The sequence below is a fragment of the Zhihengliuella salsuginis genome (genome assembly GCF_014651715.1).
GTDB lineage: Bacteria > Actinomycetota > Actinomycetes > Actinomycetales > Micrococcaceae > Zhihengliuella > Zhihengliuella salsuginis.
The window spans coordinates 26535-45109 of sequence record NZ_BMXK01000013.1; the positions used below are offsets into that span (position 1 = coordinate 26535).

At 68.7% G+C, this 18575-nt stretch carries 16 protein-coding genes; 9 read left to right on the top strand and 7 right to left on the bottom strand.

Annotation, left to right across the window (positions count from 1 at the left end; translation table 11 throughout):
- Positions 1 to 115 precede the first annotated feature (115 nt).
- Positions 116 to 610, bottom strand: a complete 495-nt coding sequence (locus IE069_RS13990) for a nucleoside deaminase (RefSeq protein WP_189351198.1) — start codon at positions 608 to 610, stop codon at positions 116 to 118.
- A gap of 128 nt (positions 611 to 738) precedes the next feature.
- Between IE069_RS13990 and IE069_RS13995 the strand changes: the two genes are divergently transcribed.
- From IE069_RS13995 to IE069_RS14025, 7 genes are all read left to right on the top strand, one after another.
- Positions 739 to 1329, top strand: a complete 591-nt coding sequence (locus IE069_RS13995) for a hypothetical protein (RefSeq protein WP_189351199.1) — start codon at positions 739 to 741, stop codon at positions 1327 to 1329.
- A gap of 197 nt (positions 1330 to 1526) precedes the next feature.
- Entirely contained in the window at positions 1527 to 2132 is a 606-nt protein-coding gene (nboR, locus tag IE069_RS14000) for a nicotine blue oxidoreductase (RefSeq protein WP_189351201.1), read from the top strand.
- Positions 2133 to 2278: 146 nt separating this feature from the next.
- Positions 2279 to 3271, top strand: coding sequence for an Abi family protein (locus IE069_RS14005; protein ID WP_189351202.1), 993 nt, complete (start codon positions 2279 to 2281; stop codon positions 3269 to 3271).
- 92 nt (positions 3272 to 3363) lie between these two features.
- Positions 3364 to 3729 (top strand): hypothetical protein, encoded by a 366-nt coding sequence (locus tag IE069_RS14010; RefSeq protein ID WP_189351203.1) that lies wholly within the window; start codon positions 3364 to 3366, stop codon positions 3727 to 3729.
- Positions 3730 to 4304: 575 nt separating this feature from the next.
- A complete protein-coding gene (locus tag IE069_RS14015) occupies positions 4305 to 4457 on the top strand; it encodes a hypothetical protein (RefSeq protein ID WP_189351204.1) in 153 nt (50 codons plus the stop codon).
- 332 nt (positions 4458 to 4789) lie between these two features.
- Positions 4790 to 5752: a cytochrome P450 family protein gene (locus IE069_RS14020; protein WP_189351206.1), complete on the top strand. Its 963-nt coding sequence runs from the start codon at positions 4790 to 4792 to the stop codon at positions 5750 to 5752.
- Positions 5745 to 6995, top strand: coding sequence for an MFS transporter (locus IE069_RS14025; protein ID WP_189351207.1), 1251 nt, complete (start codon positions 5745 to 5747; stop codon positions 6993 to 6995). Before IE069_RS14020 ends, IE069_RS14025 begins: the two co-directional genes overlap by 8 nt.
- 26 nt (positions 6996 to 7021) lie before the next feature.
- On the opposite strand, the gene IE069_RS14030 is transcribed toward IE069_RS14025, so the two are convergent.
- From IE069_RS14030 to IE069_RS14050, 5 genes are read right to left on the bottom strand one after another with little or no spacing between them, the layout of a single operon-like run.
- On the bottom strand, positions 7022 to 9892 hold the full coding sequence (locus tag IE069_RS14030; protein ID WP_189351209.1) for a molybdopterin-dependent oxidoreductase: 2871 nt from the start codon (positions 9890 to 9892) through the stop codon (positions 7022 to 7024).
- 1 nt (position 9893) lies between these two features.
- On the bottom strand, positions 9894 to 10880 hold the full coding sequence (locus IE069_RS14035; RefSeq protein ID WP_189351210.1) for an FAD binding domain-containing protein: 987 nt from the start codon (positions 10878 to 10880) through the stop codon (positions 9894 to 9896).
- Positions 10871 to 12133, bottom strand: a complete 1263-nt coding sequence (locus IE069_RS14040) for an XdhC family protein (protein WP_189351212.1) — start codon at positions 12131 to 12133, stop codon at positions 10871 to 10873. The genes IE069_RS14035 and IE069_RS14040 overlap by 10 nt, the downstream gene beginning before the upstream one ends.
- Before the next feature lie 34 nt (positions 12134 to 12167).
- Entirely contained in the window at positions 12168 to 13712 is a 1545-nt protein-coding gene (locus tag IE069_RS14045; RefSeq protein ID WP_189351214.1) for an NCS2 family permease, read from the bottom strand.
- Between the two features lie 15 nt (positions 13713 to 13727).
- A complete protein-coding gene (locus IE069_RS14050) occupies positions 13728 to 14222 on the bottom strand; it encodes a nucleoside deaminase (protein WP_189351216.1) in 495 nt (164 codons plus the stop codon).
- Between the two features lie 428 nt (positions 14223 to 14650).
- Between IE069_RS14050 and IE069_RS14055 the strand changes: the two genes are divergently transcribed.
- Positions 14651 to 16021: an 8-oxoguanine deaminase gene (locus IE069_RS14055; protein WP_189351217.1), complete on the top strand. Its 1371-nt coding sequence runs from the start codon at positions 14651 to 14653 to the stop codon at positions 16019 to 16021.
- Positions 16022 to 16195: 174 nt separating this feature from the next.
- Positions 16196 to 17671, top strand: a complete 1476-nt coding sequence (locus IE069_RS14060) for a nucleobase:cation symporter-2 family protein (RefSeq protein WP_189351219.1) — start codon at positions 16196 to 16198, stop codon at positions 17669 to 17671.
- 151 nt (positions 17672 to 17822) lie between these two features.
- Here IE069_RS14060 and IE069_RS14065 read toward each other — a convergent pair whose 3' ends face one another.
- Complete coding sequence (locus tag IE069_RS14065; protein WP_189351221.1) at positions 17823 to 18575, bottom strand: aspartate/glutamate racemase family protein; 753 nt, start codon at positions 18573 to 18575, stop codon at positions 17823 to 17825.

Consider the following 18575-nt stretch of genomic DNA (forward strand, 5'->3'; position numbering starts at 1 on the left):
GCTGGGGGCCTTCGCCTCATCACTCGCACCTTCAAGAGGTGACTACGACACTACAGACGAAGGCTGGGACCACGGTGAACGTCACCTGCTGATTCCCTGTCGGCGTCCGCTGTCGCTAGTAGTCGATCCGCGTCTCCAGTTCGTTCCACGTGGTGAAGGGCTGGAGGATATCCGGAGAGCCCGCCGGCGGAAGCGCCAGCTTCCGCGCGGGCAGGACGCTGTTGCGGCCCGGGTTCTCGAAGTACTCGTAGAACGCGGCGTCGTCGAAGCCGACCGAGGCGGCGTCGTGGCGGTCCGCGGCGTAGAAGACCTGGTCGACGCGCGCCCACAGGGCGGCGCCGAGGCACATCGGACACGGCTCGCAACTGGTGTACAACGTGGCGCCGGTGAGGTGGAACGTCTCCCGTGCCGCGCAGGCGGCCCGAATCGCGGTGATTTCCGCATGGGCGGTGGGGTCGTTGGTGGCGGTCACCCGGTTGACGCCCTCGAAGACCCGGCCGTCCGCGGTGACGACGACGGCGCCGAAGGGGCCGCCGTGATTCAAGACGTTGGACGTTGCCAGTTCGAGGGCAGTCCTGAGAAACGAAGCGGCTGCGGTGGCGCTATTCATGATGCGACGTCCTTGCTGCTGAGGAAGCCCAGTAGACCGGGCCTCGGCTGAACGGAGGCTGATGCCCATGATAGGCGGTGCCCGGCACTTGCTAGCGTGATGGAGAGGATCGCAGCGGGAGGCTGATCATGCAGGAGCAACGGGCTCGGGAGACCGCCAAGAGGCTGCTGCTGCAGACGTGGTGGGTCGTCCAGTCGCTGGCCGCAGGCTATGCGATTTTTGTTGCAGGGGCCGGCGCAGGGTTGGGCGGTGCGCCGCCGGCGGCGATTCCGGAGGGCGTGCCAGCAGGGTTCGACAGTTTCAGCCCAGCCCATGCTCCGGAGTGGTGGCCCTACCTTCTGATCGTTCCGCTGGCTTTCGCGTTGACGGTGCTCCCTGCTTATGACAGGGTCTTCCGCGGCGCGGGGCAGTTGACGGGAGCAGGGTTCCTGCTGGTCATCCTGTGGTTCTGGTCGGCTGTCAATGTCGAGGGGTGGAGCCCTGAGGGCAGCCCTTGCGGCGGGGAGAGTTGTACGCCGTTGGCTGTGGAGCAGCTGCTCCACGTCTCGCCGGTTCTGGCGGGGATCGTGGCGATGATCGTGGTGGCGTTGCGTGCCGGGACGCTCCACTGGGTTGTCCGAATGGTGGTGCCGCCCGTGGTCTTCTTCACCGCCACGGGAATCCAGGTCTTGATCTGGGATCCGGTGATCGTCCCCTGGCTGGTAGGGCAGCGGGCCTGACAGGCTCTTGGTCGGAGATGGGTAGAGGCGAACGAAGGCCCCCAGCCAATGGCTGGGGGCCTCCGCCTGATCACTCGCACCTTGATGAGGTGCCTACGACACTACCGATGGAGGCTGGGACGGGGCTGGACGCGCCCTGCCGGTTTCCTGTCCGAACCGGCCCGGGCGCCCGGTCCCGGCCCGGATAGGGTGGGCGCATGAACACCACGACGCCGCCGCCGACGAGCGCCGTCCTGCTCTCCGCCGGCGCGGGCACCCGGCTCGGGCGCGGGCCCAAGGCGCTCCTGCCGTTCCGCGGCCGGACGCTCGTCGAGGTCCTCGCCGGCGAGCTCCTGGCGGGCGGCTGCGCGGAGGTGACGGTGGTGCTCGGCGCCGGCGCGGACGACGCGCGCGCACTGCCCGGACTGTCGGGGTGCACGGTGGTCGAGAACCCGCAGTGGCAGGACGGTATGGCGGGCTCCTTCCGGGCCGGACTCGGCGCCGCTCTCGCGGGCCACCACGTGATGGTCGCCCTGGTGGACCAGCCCGGGATGAGTGCCGACGTCGTCGACCGTCTCATCCGCGAGCACCGCGCCGGCCGGGTCACCGCGGCCGCATACTCCGGACCGTCGGGGCCTCGCCGGGGACACCCGCTGATCATCGACGCCGCCCTCCGGCGCGCGGCCGCCGATTCGGCGACGGGCGACGCCGGGGCGCGCGGCTTCCTGCGGGACCACCCGGAGTTGATCGACCTCGTCGACTGCTCCGACCTGGGCGACGGCGGCGACGTGGACACCGCCGCTGACCTCCGTCTGCTCGAATGAACGATCGCCCTACCGCCGCGCTTCAGCCGACTCCTCCGGCCAGCGCAGTGGATACCGCTGGCTCGGCGTGGTACATTTTGGGTATCACGATCAGCCCGCTCGCCTAACGGCTCGGGCTGATTTTCTTTAAGTCCCTTGGGGGTCCCGTGACGGAGTACGCCAAGCAGTGGTTATCGGTTGACGACCAGCTCGCCAAGCTCATAGCCCGGGGTGTCGACGTGGCTGACTCGCGCGCCGCCCTCAGTTTGCTTCGTTCGGTGGGGTACTACCGTTTGACTGGATATCTTTATCCCTTCCGTCAGTCCGAGACTTACCAGGACGACTCCGGCCGTGTACGAGTGCGGGTCCTCAGCGACTACCGCAGTGGTACGTCTCTAAGTGACGCTGGAGCGCTCATCGAGTTCGACCGTCGACTCAGGATGCTCATCCTTGACGGAATCGAGCGGATTGAGATCTCGCTTCGCATGCAGGTTGGTTACTTACTGGGCCGCCGTTCGGCCTATTCCCATCTCGATCCGGGCACCTTCGTTCAAACCTTCACCGATCCGCAAATCGACCCCGACTCGGGCGGGCCGAGGGCAAGCAAGCACGAACAATGGATTGCGCGGGTCCGTGAGCGCCAAGACGGCTCGGATGAGGCCTTTGTCGCTCACTTCCGCGACAAGTATGACGGCCAGATGCCGATCTGGGCGCTGACGGAGATCATGGAGCTGGGACACCTCAACCGCTTGTACGGCGGCCTAGTCAACAATCTCGCCACCGACATCGCGAATGCCTATGAAGTTCCATCCAAACGTCTGATGACCAGCTGGATTGCGAGCATTAACTACGTCCGGAATGTCGCCGCCCACCATGCCCGAATTTTCAACCGAAAACTGGTCACCGCGCCCAAGCGCCCGCCCAAAGGACAGGTCCCGCTCCTTGATCACCTAAGGGATGAGGATTCTGCGAAGGAAGTGTTCGGTCTATACAACGCTCTGGCGGTCATGGCCTATCTGATTCGGGCCATCGATCCTCATTGCGGGTGGCAGAGGCGAGTCGTAGAGCTTGTCGAGTGTTTTCCCGAAACGGAGTACGTGTCCAAGCGAGCCATTGGCGGTCCTGATAATTGGTCTCAGCTGAACCTTTGGCGAGGCTAAAGCACGGCTCGTGACCTGGGCTAACTTCTTAGCCAGCGGCACTGATTTAGTCCGAGGACGCTGCCTGCAGTGCCAGGTAAATCTGGTCCCGCGTGATGGGCATCGCCGCCGTCTTCGTGGGCGGGGCCTACCTCATGGCGGGCGGCGGTCTCGGGCTCTGGTTCTACCTCTTGGTCGGCCTCTGGTCGCTGTTCGCCTGGGCGCGGAGCCCGGCCATGCAGGCGAGCATCATCGCCGTGGACCCGAAGCGCGCCATGCTCTCGGCCGCCCTGGGCATCAGCGGCTTCTACGGCGGCGTGGGCATCGGCGCAGCCGTCGGCGGACCGCTCCTCGACAACCTGGGAGCGGCAGCTCTGCCACTGGCAGGCTTCGTGTTCGTTGCCGGCGCATGGATCTTCGCCGCACGGCACGAACGTGTCATCGACTTGTCCGTTTCGTCTAGTGCCAGCTCGCTCTGACAGGTGTAGCGCTGGATTCGCGGGCGATGGTGGCGGACGCGACACCAGGGTCGATCACTGGCGGGCGCGCTGACTCGCGTGTTACCCGAATGTCGATTGTCAGGATGCGAAGGAAGTACCTCGGACTTGTGTGTCGAACAGTGGCAAGTTGCAACGGTTCCACGTCTGCCTATGTACTTCCGGGGATGGCTGTGGATTCGAAGAGATGGCCTCGGAGGCTTGTGGTCGGTGAGCAGCGAAGCGACGGCAAGAGGCGAGAAACGGCTGGGTGACCAAGACGGCGATTCTGATCCGAGTGTGCCTGTGTTCACGGTGGGACTTCACCTCCCACGTATGTGCGTATGTGTCGGTGCCGCTTCGGCAGGCGCTGGGTGCTACCGGCTGTAAATGGACCACTTTGGACCTGAGAGCAACACAGACGCAGCTGTGGATGCCATCTTGAAAGTTGCCTTCGTTGACCGTCTCGGTGACGGCGAGCTGTTGAACAATCCTATTTTGTCTGTGGGAAGGGGAACGAACGCTTTCGATGCCGGACTGAAGGATTAGCCAACGATCCCTGCAGGTTGCACGGCTGCATGATCTCATTAGACGTTTCGCTGCGCGACATTCAATTACTGTCTCGTGCGCTGATGGCCGTGTGGAGCGCCGCCAAGGTCGATGGGCAGGTCTTTACCATCCCAGGCAATGAAAAACAAGACTTGCGAAATAAGTATTTCGCAGTAGAGTGACAACACCAGTTTCCCCAACGGAAGGAAATCAAATGTCACTAATCCGCAAGTTTACCGTTGCAAGGTTGAACAAGCATGTGACGCGCGGGGCCTACAGGAACCAGTACGCAGCGTAGCGACATTCAGAATCGCAATGGGGTCCGACTGGTGTCGGATCCCATTGTCATGTATTAGAAGTAGGTGAGTCGTTGAGGCGGTTCCATCCAAATTTGTATAGGGTTATTCAAGAGTGGGAACATGCCAAGGGTGAGCCCCTCCGCGAGATATCTCCCAACGTAATACTGATTCGATCGGCTGACTTGGCAGTTAAATTCCTGCGTAACCAGAATGAATTGACGATTGAAGAGCAATCTGGATTCTACCGTTCAGCAAATTTCAATCCGTATCCCAAGGGCGTGCGCGAGGAATTGTCTGGGGGCATTCGTTCTTTGTTGCGTAAGTATGATCCCGCCGATTTGTGGCTGGAGTCCTTTTCCGCAATGAGGGCCGAAACCAGAGGGTGGGGGATTGAGGTTGTTGGAAGTTACTTTTCAGAAATAATGGTGCGTGCGGGAGTGCGTGAGGAGAAGTCGTCTGTCGGTGCCCTTCGTGCACTTCTGCGGGGGTACATTCGAGTAGTAGTCATTGAGGATGCAGTCAACCGCAGATATCCGCTCCGGACTGCCGAATTGAATATGAACTACTATGCAACTCGAGTGGGAAGAATTCTGCGTCTTCTTGATGATGGGTGGACCGAATCTCCGCGAGATATTATTGATTTGGTCTGTCAAGCTACGGGTGGCTTGTGTGTCAGTGAAGAGGATCTCGGGGAACTCTATCTTCGATTAATTCTATCTCTCGTGGGATTTACGGGAATTACTCTCGAATGGCTTCTCATTTGTCATCATGAGGCCCTGGGGAAATTGGTCGATGGCTATCCGAGTGGAGGGAAAGGTGACGTGATGCGGCTCATAGCTGAGACGCTTCGCGAACATCCTACAGCTTGGCGCTTAGTCCGGACCAGTATTTCGACAACTACTATCGCGAACAAAGTATTCCCTGCTGGGACAGACTTTGTGGTGCCCACGAGCCCAAAAGCCTTCGAGTACGGGTCGGGGAGACTCCCGATGAATTGGGGTTTGGCCTTTGGTGTCGGCGAGTCGGCATGTCCTGGCCGAAGCGGGGCACTGGATGCCCTCGCCGAGATCGCGTTCGAAGTCGTGCGCAGAGGCTATCAGCAGGAGAGTGCTCGTTTGTCGCGCCCTTATGCGGCCTCGCTCCTTGCGCCACCTAGGATGGCGGTGCGTCTTGGATAGCACGGCGAATACGGCGGCCGGCAGCCAAACGGGCCCGTCACTTCGCAGGCGTCTCTACCTCTCCAACGGTGCGGACATTGCCGGGAGGTCGCTCGCTGACTACGTCGTCGACGTCGTGGCAGTCACCGCACTCGGGGCGACTGCGATGCAGATGGGTGCCCTGAACATCCTGCAGACGCTGCCCATGATGTTGCTGGCGGTGCCGATCGGTGTCCTGATCGACCGTCGACCGACAATCGGTCCACTCATCGGTTCTCAGATGCTCAGGGCGATCCTCGTCGCAGTTCTGGTAGTCGTCGCCAGTGCTGATGCCCTCACACTGTTGTGGATTGCGGCGTTCGTTCTGCTGTCGAGCCTGCTGGCGACATTCGCGGAGGCGGGGCAGGCAAAAGCCGTCTTGCGCGCGTCTGCCCGCGGTCATGTTGGCGGGGCTTACGGCGTGCTTCAGGCCAGCGACTCTGCTGCCGGCATCATCGTTCCCGCGGGGGCGGGCATTCTGCTGACGCAAGCGGGTGCACCGACCGCGCTGGCTGTCTCCGCAGCGTTGGCGCTCGTCGGTGGACTGTCGCTGTTGACGCGCGCTTGGCAGTCGAAGCCCCACGGCGGGGAGGCGGCTGTCGACGAGCCCTCGATGACCGGCGTGGCGGCGTTTGCTCGCGAGGCCGGAGAGGGGTTTGCCGTCATCTGGAAAAACCGCCGCCTGCGATATCTGACGGCGGCCTCGTTTCTCCTCGGCGGCGGGCTCGCTGCATACTCGGCGATCGAAGCGATCTATGTTCTTCGAGACCTCGGCGTCGCCGTCGTCGAGTTCGGCGTGATCGTCTCGGCAGGTGCCGCCGGCGGCCTGATCGGCAGCGTTGCTTCCGGCCCGTTTGCCCGCCGCTTCGGACGGTTGCGACTGACCCGCGTCACCTTCATCTTCACGATACTGTGCGCGCTACTGCTCTTCGTCCCTCTGATGTACCCCCGCGTCGCCGTGCCGGTGCTGGCGCTGCAGTTCTTCCTGTGGGGTGTCTTCGTCGTCGCAAACAACGTTCAGGTGGCCGCTCTGGTCGTCGAGACCGTGCCCGAGTCCGCCGTTGGCCGCGTCATTGCGACGCGGCGAACAGTCACCATGGCCTCGATTCTCTTGGGCAGCCTGCTTGGAGGTGCACTCGCGGGGGCGGTCGGGACGACCTGGGTTCTGGTGCTGTTCGTCGCGCTGCTGACCGGTGCCGCCATCTGCGCCTTCAGGGCCGACTAGGGCGGCCTCTTCACCACTGCCGACCTCTACCGGCTGGGTTGACCCGCCCGTGCCGGTTCCGTTGCGGCGTTCCCGTGCGCTTCGGCGGCCGCCTTCTCCTTCAGGCCCAGGTAGATCCGGTCCCGGGCGATCGGCAGCTCGCCGAACCGCACGCCGGTGGCGTTGCGGATCGCGTTGGCCAGCGCCGGGGCCACCGGGTTGAACGGGCTCTCGCTCATGGACTTGGCGCCCAGCGGACCCAGCTCGTCGTTGGTGTCGGCGAAGCACACCTCGCTGCGCGGCACGTCCGCGAAGGAGGGGACGTGGTACTGCCGCAGGATGTCCGTGGTGACCCGCCCGGCGTCGTCGATCCGCACCTCCTCGTAGAGGGCGGCGCCGAGCGCCTGCGCGATCCCGCCCTCGATCTGGCCGCGGCACTGGCGCGGGTTCACCACCACGCCGGCGTCGGCGGCCTGCACGCTCTGCAGGATGCGCAGCTCGCCGGTCCCGGTGTTCACGGCCACCCGGAAGCCGTGGACGTTGAACGCGACCGAGCGCGGCGTCCCGCCCCAGCGCCCCTCGGCGGCGAGATCCACGCCGAGCCGGGCGGCGGCGTCGTACACCTCGGCCAGCGGCAGGCGGCGGGTCCCCGCGCAGACGACGGCGTCGGCCTCGAGCACGCAGTCCTCCTCGGCGGCACCGTTCACCGCGGCAGCCGCGGCACGGATCCGGCGGGCCAGCTCCTGCGCGGCGAGCAGCGTGGCCTGCCCCGCGACGACGGTCCCGGTGGAGCCGAACGCGCCGGTGTCGTGGTCCACCAGGTCGGTGTCCGACTGCCGCACCGCGACGCGCGACGCGGCGGTCCCGAGCGCCGTCGCCGCGAGCTGGGCGTGCACCGTGGTGGTGCCGTTGCCGAACTCGGCGGTGCCGACGGCGGCGTCGTACCCGCCGTCGGGCCGCAGCCGCAGCCGCGTGTGCGAGTAGTGCCCCCGCGGCGGGACGGTGTCGATCATGGACAGCGCCGTGCCGGTGCCGGCGACCCACTCGGGGCCGAGGTCGTCGAGCCCCGCGGCCCGGAGGCGCTCGGCGCCGCGGCCCAGCGCGTCGCGGACCAGGGAGATGCACTGGTCCAGGCCGTAGCTGCCGTAGCGGACGTCCTCCTCCGGCTCCGGCTGGGTGGAGAGCATGTCGTCGCCGGGCCGGACCATGTTGCGGGCGCGGAACTCCAGCGGGTCCATGCCGATGCCGGCGGCGAGCTCGTCGACGGCCGACTCGATCGCGAAGATCATCTGGCTCAGCCCGTACCCGCGGAACGCGCCGGACGGCACGGTGTTCGTGTAGACCGCCTGCGCGTCAACCCGCTTGTTCGCGCAGTTGTAGACGGCCAGCGACTCCCCGCAGCCGTGGAACATGACGCCGGGGGAGTGGTTGCCGTAGGCGCCGGCGTCCGTGGTGACGTCCAGCTGCAGCGCGGTGAGCGACCCGTCGCGGCTCGCGCCGGCCTTGAGCCGGATCTCGAAAGGGTGCCGCGTGGTGGTGGCCGCGAACTGCTCGGTCCGGGTCAGCTCCAGCTGCACCGGGCGGCCCAGCTTGAGCGCGGCCAGGGCCACGAGGTCCTCCGTCAGGACCTCTTGCTTGCCGCCGAACCCGCCGCCCACGCGGCCGGTGAGCACGCGCACGCGCTCCTCGGACAGCCCGAAGATCCTGGCCAGGGTGCGTTTGGCCAGGAAGGGCACCTGGGTGGAGCTGCGCACCACCAGCCGGTCGCCGCCGTCGGGCCCTGCGCCGGAGGCGGGCTCGAGCCAGGCGATCGCGGCGTGGGTCTCCAGGGCCACGTGCTGGACCCGCTGGGTCCGGTAGGTCTTCTCGTGGATCACGTCCGCTGCGGCGAGCCCCGCGTCGACGTCACCTAGCTCGGAGTGCACCTCGGCCACCACGTTCCGCTCCGGCCGCGCGATGCGCGAGGCTTCCGCGTCCTTGTCCCCGTGGATCGCGGGCGCGCCGGGGCGCAGCGCGTCCCCGGGGGTGAGGACCGGCTCCAGCAGTTCGTAGTCGACGACGACGGCGCGCGCGCCGGCCTCCGCCGCGGCCACGGACTCGGCGACGACGGCGGCCACCCGCTGGCCGGCGAACCGCACGACGTCGTCCAGCACCCGGGTGTCGTCCGGGTCGTCGGTGTGGATCTCGTGCTGGGCGGTCGAGAAGAGCTGCGCCGGCGCGTCCTCGTGGGTGAGAACGGCCACGACGCCCGGGATCGCCAGGGCCGCCGAGGCGTCGATCGAGCGGATCCGGGCGCGGGCGTGCGCCGAGCGCAGCACCTTCAGGTGCAGGAGGCCGGGCAGCTCCTCGGGCGGGACGTCCAGGGTGTAGCGGGCGGCGCCCGTAACGACGGCGTTCCCGGCCGGCGCCGGGACGTCGTCGCCCAGCCGGCCCGGGCAGCCGTCCCGGACGGATTCCGCGGCCTCGTCCGCCGCGCCGTGCGGCTCCGCCCCGACGGCGTCGGCGATGGACCGGTAGCCGGTGCAGCGGCAGAGGTTCCCCTTGAGGCTGCGCGGCAGGTTGGCCTTCTGCTCCTCGTCGAGCGCGGACGCCGTCATCATCATGCCGGCGGTGCAGAAGCCGCACTGGAAGCCCTGCTCGGCGAGGAACTGCTCCTGCACCGGGTGGAGCCCGTCGCCGTTGTCCGTCGCGGCCCCCAGGCCCTCGATCGTGGTGACGGCGGTCCCGTCGGCGCGGACGGCAGGGAAGAGGCAGCTGTGCACCGGGGTCCCGTCGACGTGGACGGTGCAGGCGCCGCAGTCGCCGGCGTCGCACCCCTTCTTGACGCCGAAGTTCCCCTGCTCGCGCACGAACGTCCGCAGGCACTGGCCCGGCCGGGGCTCTCCCGCGGCAGGTGTTCCGTTGATCTCGATGGCCATGTCAGGCCTCCTTCCGCTGGGAGGGATCGGCGGCGCCCCGGGAGGCGCCGGGGCGCTGGGTGCTCGGCTGGGCGGACACCGCGTGGCCGCGGCCCGCCCCGTCCCAGAAGTCGCCGGAGACCGCCACGCTCCCGTCGGGGCGGCGCTCGCCGAGCAGCTCGGCGCGGATCTCCTCCGCGAGCCGGCCGGTCATGTCGCGCCGCCACGCGGGCAGGCCGTGCTGGTCGTCGTGGTAGAGCTCCGCGGGGATGGACTGCCCGACGGCGGCGGCGAGCCGCTCGGCGTCGGGCGGGGAGTCCGCGGGGAAGCTCAGCCGCACCGGCCGCTTGGTGGACGCGGTGACCGTGAGGGCCAGGCCGTCCCGGGGATCGAGCCGGCCGATCAGGAGCACGCCGGAGCGGCCCAGGTTGCTCAGCGAGAGCCTCCGGAATGCGACCCTCGACGCGAGTGCCGACGCGGGGATCCGGACGCTGCGCAGCAGCTCGCCCGGGGCCAGGGCGTTGGTTCCGTCCCCGGTGACGAGCTCCGCGACGGGCACGGTCCGCGTGGCCCCGCCGGCGCCGATCACGGTGGCCACGGCGTCGAGCCCCGCGCACAGCGACGTCATGGGGCCCGCCGGCAGCGAGGTGCAGATGTTCCCGCCCACCGTGGACACGTTCCAGATCTTGAACGAGGCGACGAACGAGTCGCAGCACGGCCGGATCAGCTCGAGCCCGGGCCAGCCGCGGCCCGTGACTGCCGGCGAGCCCGGCAGGGCGTAGAGCTCGGCGATGGTGCAGGTCGCGGCCAGCTCGAGGCCGTCGTCGTGCACCGTCACCGCCGGCCACCCGGCGCGGGAGAGGTCCAGAAGGCGCCGGAGCGGGCGCGGCCCGAAGGCGTAGGAGCCGTAGGAGAAGAGGACGGTGCCGCCGGCGAGCCAGGCGTCGCCGTCGCGGAAGTCCGCGGGATCCGCGGTGGGGACCACCGCCTCGATCGTGTTCAGGTCCATGGTGCTGCCTCTCGGTCGGCTCCGCGGGTGGAGGGGGCGTTCGGAGGAGCGGGCGCCGCCGGGAGCGGGGCCCGGGACGGCGTTCCGGGCGCTTCCGGGGTGGTGGCGCCCGCGTGGATCGGCCCGGAACCGGCCCGCAGCTCGGTCGCCGGGGCGGCCGTCCGGACGGCGATGATCTCCGCCGCGATCGAGACCGCCACCTCGGCCGGGGTGACGGCGCCGAGGTCCAGGCCGATCGGGGAGTGCAGGCGCTGCAGGGATTCCGGAGCGGTCTGCTCGGCCAGCAGCGCGTCGATGCGCTGGCGGTGGCTGCGCCGCGAGCCCATGGCCCCGACGTAGGCCAGTTTCAGGGCCAGCGCGGTGCGCAGCAGCGGGATGTCGAATTTCGGGTCGTGGCCCAGCACGCAGACCGCGGTCCGGTGGTCGATCCTCCCGGCGGCCGCCTCGGCGGCCAGGTAGCGGTGCGGCCAGTCCGTGGACACGTGGTCCGCCGCCCGGAACCGGGCCTGCCCCGCGAACGCCTCCCGGGCATCGCAGAGCGTGACGTGGTACCCCAGCAGCTTCCCGGCCGGCAGCAGGGCGGCCCCGAAGTCGTTGGCGCCGAAGACCAGCAGGCGCGGGGCCGGAAGCCGGCTCTCGACGAACAGGGCCGCCGGCTCCGCGGCCCCGGAACCCGCGCAGCCGGCGGGGGAGGCGAGCCGGAGCAGGCCGGACCGGCCGCCCCGCAGCAGCGACTCGAGCTGCGCGGCGGCCGAGTCCACGAGGGTCGCGTCGCCGCCCAGGAGCCCGGCGAGCTCCGCCGACCCGGCGGCGCGGAACCCGGCCGGGTCGCGCACGACGACGCTCCCGCCGGGCGCGTCGAGCCGGCGGATCAGGGCCAGCGGCGCCGCCGCGTCCCCGGACCCCGGGAGCCCGCCGAGGGCGGCGAGCTCGCCGTCCGCGGCCGGCCCGATGTGGACCTCCAGCTCCCCGCCGCAGGTCAGGCCCGCGGCGAAGGCGTCGTCGGCGCTGTAGCCGAAGTGCTCGAGGCGGCTGCCGCCGTCGTGCAGGGACTCCAGGGCCGCCTCGACGACGGCGCCCTCGACGCAGCCTCCGGAGAGGCTGCCGAGGAGCTCGCCGTCCTCCGAGACGAGCATGGACGTCCCCGGCGGCCGGGGCACGGAGCCGCCGGAGGCGACGATCGTGGCGACGGCGCACCGCCGTCCGCGCTGTGCCGGAAGCCAGCCGCCGAGGGCGGTCAACAGGTCGAGCATCGGAGACACCTCCTGTGTGTTCTCCCGAGCGGGCTCAGGAGCCGAGCAGGGCGTTGATCGGGCCGCGCGCGAAGTAGACCACGAAGCCCGCGGCGACCACCCACATCAGGGGGTGGACCTTGCGGGACCGGCCGCAGGCGGCGTTGATGACGGCGAAGGAGATGAAGCCGACGCCGATGCCGTTGGCGATCGAGTAGCTCAGCGGCATGGTGATGATGGTCAGGAAGGCCGGCAGGGCCACGGAGAACTTCTTGAAGCTGATCTCCTTGATCTGGGCCATCATCATCGCGCCCACCACCACGAGGGCCGCGGCGGCCACCTCGATCGGGACCACCGAGGTCAGCGGCGTGAAGAACATCGAGCCGAGGAAGAGGACGCCCGTGACCACGGACGCGAGCCCGGTCCGGGCGCCCTCGCCGATCCCGGCCGCCGAGTCGATGTAGACGGTGTTCGACGAGCCCGACGTCGCGCCGCCCGCCACGGCCCCCAGGCCCTCGATGACGAATGCCGGCTTCAGGCGCGGGAACGTGCCGTCCTTGTGGGCGAGGCCGGAGCTCTTGGCGAGCCCGGTCATGGTGCCCATGGCATCGAAGAAGTTGGTGAACACGAGCGTGAACACCAGCATCACCGCGGCCAGCCCGCCGATCCGGGAGAACGACCCGAGGAGGTCGAACTCGCCCACCAGCGTCAGGTCGGGCAGGGACACCGCCTGCCCGGAGAGCACCGGCGTGTTCAGGTGCCAGCCGCCCGGGTTGTCCGCCCCGCCCGGGCCCAGGCGCAGGACGGCCTCCACCATGACGGCCAGGAGGGTGGTGGCGACGATCCCGATCAGCAGGCCGCCCTGGACCTTCCGGGCCACGAGCACGCCCATGAGGAGCAGGCCGGCGACGAAGACGAGGGTGGGCACGGCCGTGATGGATCCGTTGGTGCCGAGCACCACCGGCGGGCCGGCGGTGGTGGCGGTGACGAACCCGGAGTCCACGAAGCCGATGAAGGCTATGAAGAGCCCGATCCCGACCGTGATCGCCGCCTTCAGCTCCTTGGGGACGGCCCGGAAGATCGCGGTGCGGGCGCCGGTGGCGCCGAACAGGACGATCAGGAGGCCGTTGATGACCACCAGGCCCATGGCTTCGGGCCACGTGACGTCCTGGATGACGGAGACCGCCAGGAACGAGTTGATGCCGAGGCCGGCCGCGAGGCCGAACGGCAGGTTGGCGACCACGCCGAAGGCGATGGTCATCACGCCGGCGGTCAGGCCGGTCACCGCGCCCACCTGCGCGGCGGGCAGCCAGCCGCCCGCGACGTCGAGGGGCGCGTTCTCCGCGGAGAAGCCGCCCATGATGAGCGGGTTGAGGATGACGATGTACGCCATGGTGAAGAACGTGACGGTGCCGCCGCGGAATTCGCGGGTCAGCGTGGATCCGCGCCTGCTGATCTCGAAGAAGGAGTCCAGGACGCGCAGCGGGCCGGGAGGCGGAGGCGCCGTGGTACTGCCACCCGTCGTGGCGGCGGCCTTCGTACCGGCCGCCGCGCTCCCTCCGTCAGCTTTCTTTCCCGAGGATTTGTCGAGGAGAGTCATGTCGGCCACCGGTTCCTAGTAGTCGATCCGCGTCTCGAGCGAGTTCCAGGTGTTGAAGGGCTGGAGGACGTCCAGCGTGCCGGTCGCCGGTCGCTCCAGCTTCCGGACCGGCATGAGGCGGTCGCGGTCGGCGTTCTCGAAGTAGTCGTAGAAGACGGCGTCGTCGAAGCCGACCGAGGCGGCGTCGTGGTGGTCCGCGGCGAACACCACGTCGCCGACGCGGGCCCACAGGGCCGAGGCCAGGCACATCGGGCACGGCTCGCAGCTCGTGTAGAGGGTCGCGCCGGAAAGGTCGAAGGTGCCCAGCGCGGCGCAGGCGGTGCGGATGGCGGTGACCTCCGCGTGGGCGGTGGGGTCGTGGTTCGCGGTGACCCGGTTGACGCCCTCGAAGGCCTGGCCGTCGGCGGTGACGACGACGGCGCCGAAGGGGCCGCCCTGCTTCAGGACGTTGGCCGTGGCCAGCTCGATGGCGGTGGTGAGGAAGGTTTCTGCCGTGACGGTGGTACTCATTGTGCGACTTCCTTAGTGCTGAGGAAGCCCTGGCCGCCGGAACGGTGTTCGCGGGAGTGGAACTCTGCTGCGGCTACCAGGCTTCAGCTTTTGGGATGGACGTTGAGTTGCCTGGTAGATAGCGCCCCGCGATGCGGGAGCCCGCCGTGGGCATTTTTGAGATTAGCACCGGAATGTGAGATGCGCCATAGTTTTTTGGAAGTCGCTTCTCGCGATGTGAAACTCGCGGTTTTCCGCGGAGCTCGCGGCGGGGGACCGGGCACCCTCGCCCCACCCCTTGGCAGCGCGCCGTCCCGCACCCTAGGCTGAGCCCACCGGAGGCGCCCTCGAGGCGCGACCGGCCCGCACCCGACAGGTGCCCCCTGGATCAGCAGACAGGGTCTAACTGAGCTGGATCGTCGATCGTCGAACCGCCGCAGGAGGCCCGCATGACCCCCGCCCCGTCCAGGCTCTGGATCAAGAACCCGCTCGCCGTCTTCACCGCCAACGACCTCGACGCGGGAGGCGGCCTCGTGGTCGCCGGCGGCAGGATCGCCGAGCTCGTCCCCACCGGCGGGCGCCCCTCCGAGCCGTGCGACGCGACCTACGACGCCGGCGGCCACGTCCTGCTGCCGGGCCTGGTCAACACGCACCACCACTTCTACCAGACGCTCACCCGGGCCTGGGGGCCGGTGGCCGACGCACCCCTGTTCCCCTGGCTGCAGAAGCTCTACCCGGTCTGGGCCCGGCTGACCCCCGAGGCCCTGGAGGCGGCCGTCGAAGTGGCGCTCGCCGAGCTCCTGCTCTCCGGTTGCACCACGGCCGCCGACCACCACTACCTGTTCCCGGACGGCCTGCGGGAGGCCGTCGACATCGAGGCCGCCGTCGTGCAGCGGATGGGGATGCGCGCCACGCTCACCCGGGGATCCATGTCGCTGGGCGAGGACGACGGCGGCCTCCCGCCGCGCTCGACCGTCCAGGGGGCAGAGGAGATCCTCGCCGACAGCGAGCGGCTCATCCGCCAGTACCACGAGCCCGGCGACGGCGCCGTCGTCCAGATCGCCCTGGCCCCCTGCTCCCCGTTCTCCGTCACCAGCGAGATCATGGTGGAGAGCGCGGGGCTCGCCGAGCGGCACGGCGTCCGGCTCCACACCCACCTCGCGGAGACGCTGGACGAGGAGGAGTTCTGCCGGGAGCGCTTCGGGCTGCGCACGGTCGACTACCTGGAGAGCGTCGGCTGGCTCGGCGACCGCACGTGGCTCGGCCACGGCATCCACTTCGACGACGGCGAGATCGCCCGGCTGGGGGCCGCGGGGACGGCGGTGGCCCACTGCCCGACGTCGAACATGCGGCTCGCGTCGGGGACGGCGCGCGTCCTGGAGCTGGAGGATGCCGGCGTCCCCGTGGGGCTGGGGGTCGACGGCTCGGCCTCGAACGACGCCTCGAACATGATCCTCGAGGCCCGGCAGGCGCTCTACCTGCAGCGGCTGCGCTACGGGGCGGGCGTCCCCGTGGAGCGGGCGCTCGGCTGGGCGACCCGGGGCTCCGCCGCGGTGCTGGGCCGCTCCGACATCGGCCAGCTGGCCCCGGGGCTGCAGGCGGACCTGGCGATGTTCACCCTCGACGAGCTGCGGTTCTCCGGCAGCCACGACCCCCTCGCCGCGCTCCTGCTCTGCGCGGCGGACCGCGCCGACCGGGTGATGGTCGGCGGGGTGTGGCGCGTCGTCGACGGCGCCATCCCGGGGCTCGACGTCCCCGCGCTGGCGGCGCGGCACTCGGCGGCCGCCCGGAGGCTGGTCGATTCCGAAAAGCGGAAATAAATTCTCGAAAAGAGTTCCATTCGCCGCGGACGTGGTCTAGCGTGGACCTCACCGCGTGATGCAGATCACGCAACCTGGGAGCAGCGGGCAGGGTCGTAATGAGCTGGCATCGATCGATGCCGGCTCATTTTTTGTGCCGTCCGACGCACGTCGCCACGAACCAGGAAGACTGCCATGTTCACCAAGAAGAAGAACCGTCCCGCGGCATCCCGCCCCGAGGACGAGCGCCTGCCCCTCGGCAGCACCTTCGCCTACGGGTTCCAGCACGTCCTCACGATGTACGGGGGCATCATCGCCCCGCCGCTCATCATCGGCGCTGCGGCCGGGATGAGCGCCCAGGAGATCGGGCTGCTGATCGCCGCCTGCCTCTTCGTCGGCGGGCTCGCGACCATCCTGCAGACCGTCGGCGTCCCGTTCTTCGGGTCGCAGCTGCCGCTGGTCCAGGGAGTCTCCTTCGCCGGGGTGTCCACCATGGTGGCGATCGTCCACGGAGGCGGGGGCATCCAGTCGGTCTTCGGCTCGGTGATGGTCGCGTCCCTGATCGGGCTGGCCATCACGCCCCTGTTCTCGAGGATCATCAAATTCTTCCCGCCGGTCGTCACCGGGACCGTCATCACCACCATCGGCCTGACGCTCATGCCGGTCGCGGCGAACTGGGCCATGGGCGGCAATTCTCAGGCCGAGGACTACGGAAGCGTGGCCAACATCGGACTGGCGGCCGCCACCACCGCGGTGGTCCTGCTGCTGAGCAAGGTCGGCAGCTCGGCGATTTCGCGCCTGTCGATCCTGCTCGCGATGGTGGCCGGCACCGTCATCGCCGTCTTCGCCGGGATGGCCGACTTCTCCGCGGTCGGCGAGGGCGACATCGTCGCCTTCCCGACGCCCCTGGCGTTCGGCGCACCCACCTTCGAGGTCGCCGCCATCATCTCGATGCTGATCGTCATCCTCGTGACGCTGACGGAGACCTCCGCCGACATCATCGCTGTCGGCGAGATCACCGGGTCCAAGGTGGACTCGAGGCGAATCGGAGACGGCCTGCGCGCGGACATGCTCTCGAGCGCGATCTCGCCGGTCTTCAACTCCTTCACGCAGAGCGCCTTCGCCCAGAACGTCGGCCTGGTCGCCATCACGGGCATCAGGAGCCGCTTCGTGGTCAGCGCCGGCGGCGTGATCCTGGTGGTGCTGGGGCTGCTGCCCGTGCTCGGCCGGGTGGTCGCCGCGGTGCCGACGCCCGTGCTCGGCGGTGCCGGCGTCGTCCTCTTCGGCACGGTGGCGGCCAGCGGCATCCGCACCCTGGCGAAGGTCGAGTACCGCAACAACATGAACCTGATCATCGTGGCAGCGTCCCTCGGGTTCGGCATGATCCCGATCGCTGCGCCGGACTTCTACGACCGCTTCCCGTCCTGGTTCTCCACGATCTTCCACTCGGGCATCAGCTCGGCGGCGGTCGCGGCGATCCTGCTGAACGTCCTGTTCAACCACGTGAAGAAGGGCAATTCGGAGAACCAGTCGGTGTTCGTCGCCGGTACGGACCGCTCGGTCACCCGGCGGGACATCGCCTGCCTGACCGAGGGCGACCACTTCGAGGGCGGCAAGCTGATCGACGGCGACGGCCGGGAGATCCCCATCAAGTCGTCTGCGGGGCACTAGCCGTGGCGGGCCGGCTCCAGGGCAAACGAAAACCCCCGACCGTGGGCCGGGGGCCTTCGCCTCATCACTCGCACCTTCATGAGGTGCTTTCAACACTAGACATCAAATCTGGGAGGACGCTGTGATATTCGTGAACACCGTCTGCCAGTATTCAGTCCGCGACCGTGGAGAGAGCCGCGGCGCTCTCGGGGAGGGGCCAGCCGGTGATCCGCTTGGGGCGGGGCGGGGCGTACGTGCGGACCTTGGAGGTCGACAGGCCGAGGCGCACGAGCCCCTCCGCGACCGCCACCGCCGCGCGCACGCCGTCGACGATCGGGACCCCCGTTGCGGCCGAGACGGCCTCTTCGAGCTCGGCCATGCCGCCGCAGCCCAGGCAGATGACCTCCGCCTTGTCCTGCTCGACGGCGGCCCTCGCCTGGGTGACGATCGCCTCCACGGCGCGCTCCGGTTCGGATTCGAGCTCGAGGACCCCGAGCCCGCTGGCCCGCACCGACGCGCAGCGGTCGAGCAGGCCGGCGACCTTGAGCCGGTCCTCGATCAGCGGGACGGTGCGGTCCAGGGTGGTGACGACGGAGTACTTGTGGCCCAGGTACATCGCGGTCGACGCGGCGGCCTCGGTGATGTCCACGACCGGGACGTCGAGCAGTTCCTGCAGGCCCTCGCGCCCGTGCTCGCCGTATCCGGCCTGGATCACGGCGTCGAAGGGCTCCGGGTAGGAGGTGACGGCGTCCATGACGCCCAGGGCGGCGAGGTAGGACTCGAAGTTCCCCTCGCAGGAGTCGGCGCCGAAGCGCGGGGTGAGTCCGACGATCTCGGTTCCCGGTGCGGCGACCGCGCGCGCCGAGGCCGCGATGGCCGCGGTCATGGATTCGGTGGTGTTGACGTTGACGACGAGGATGCGCAT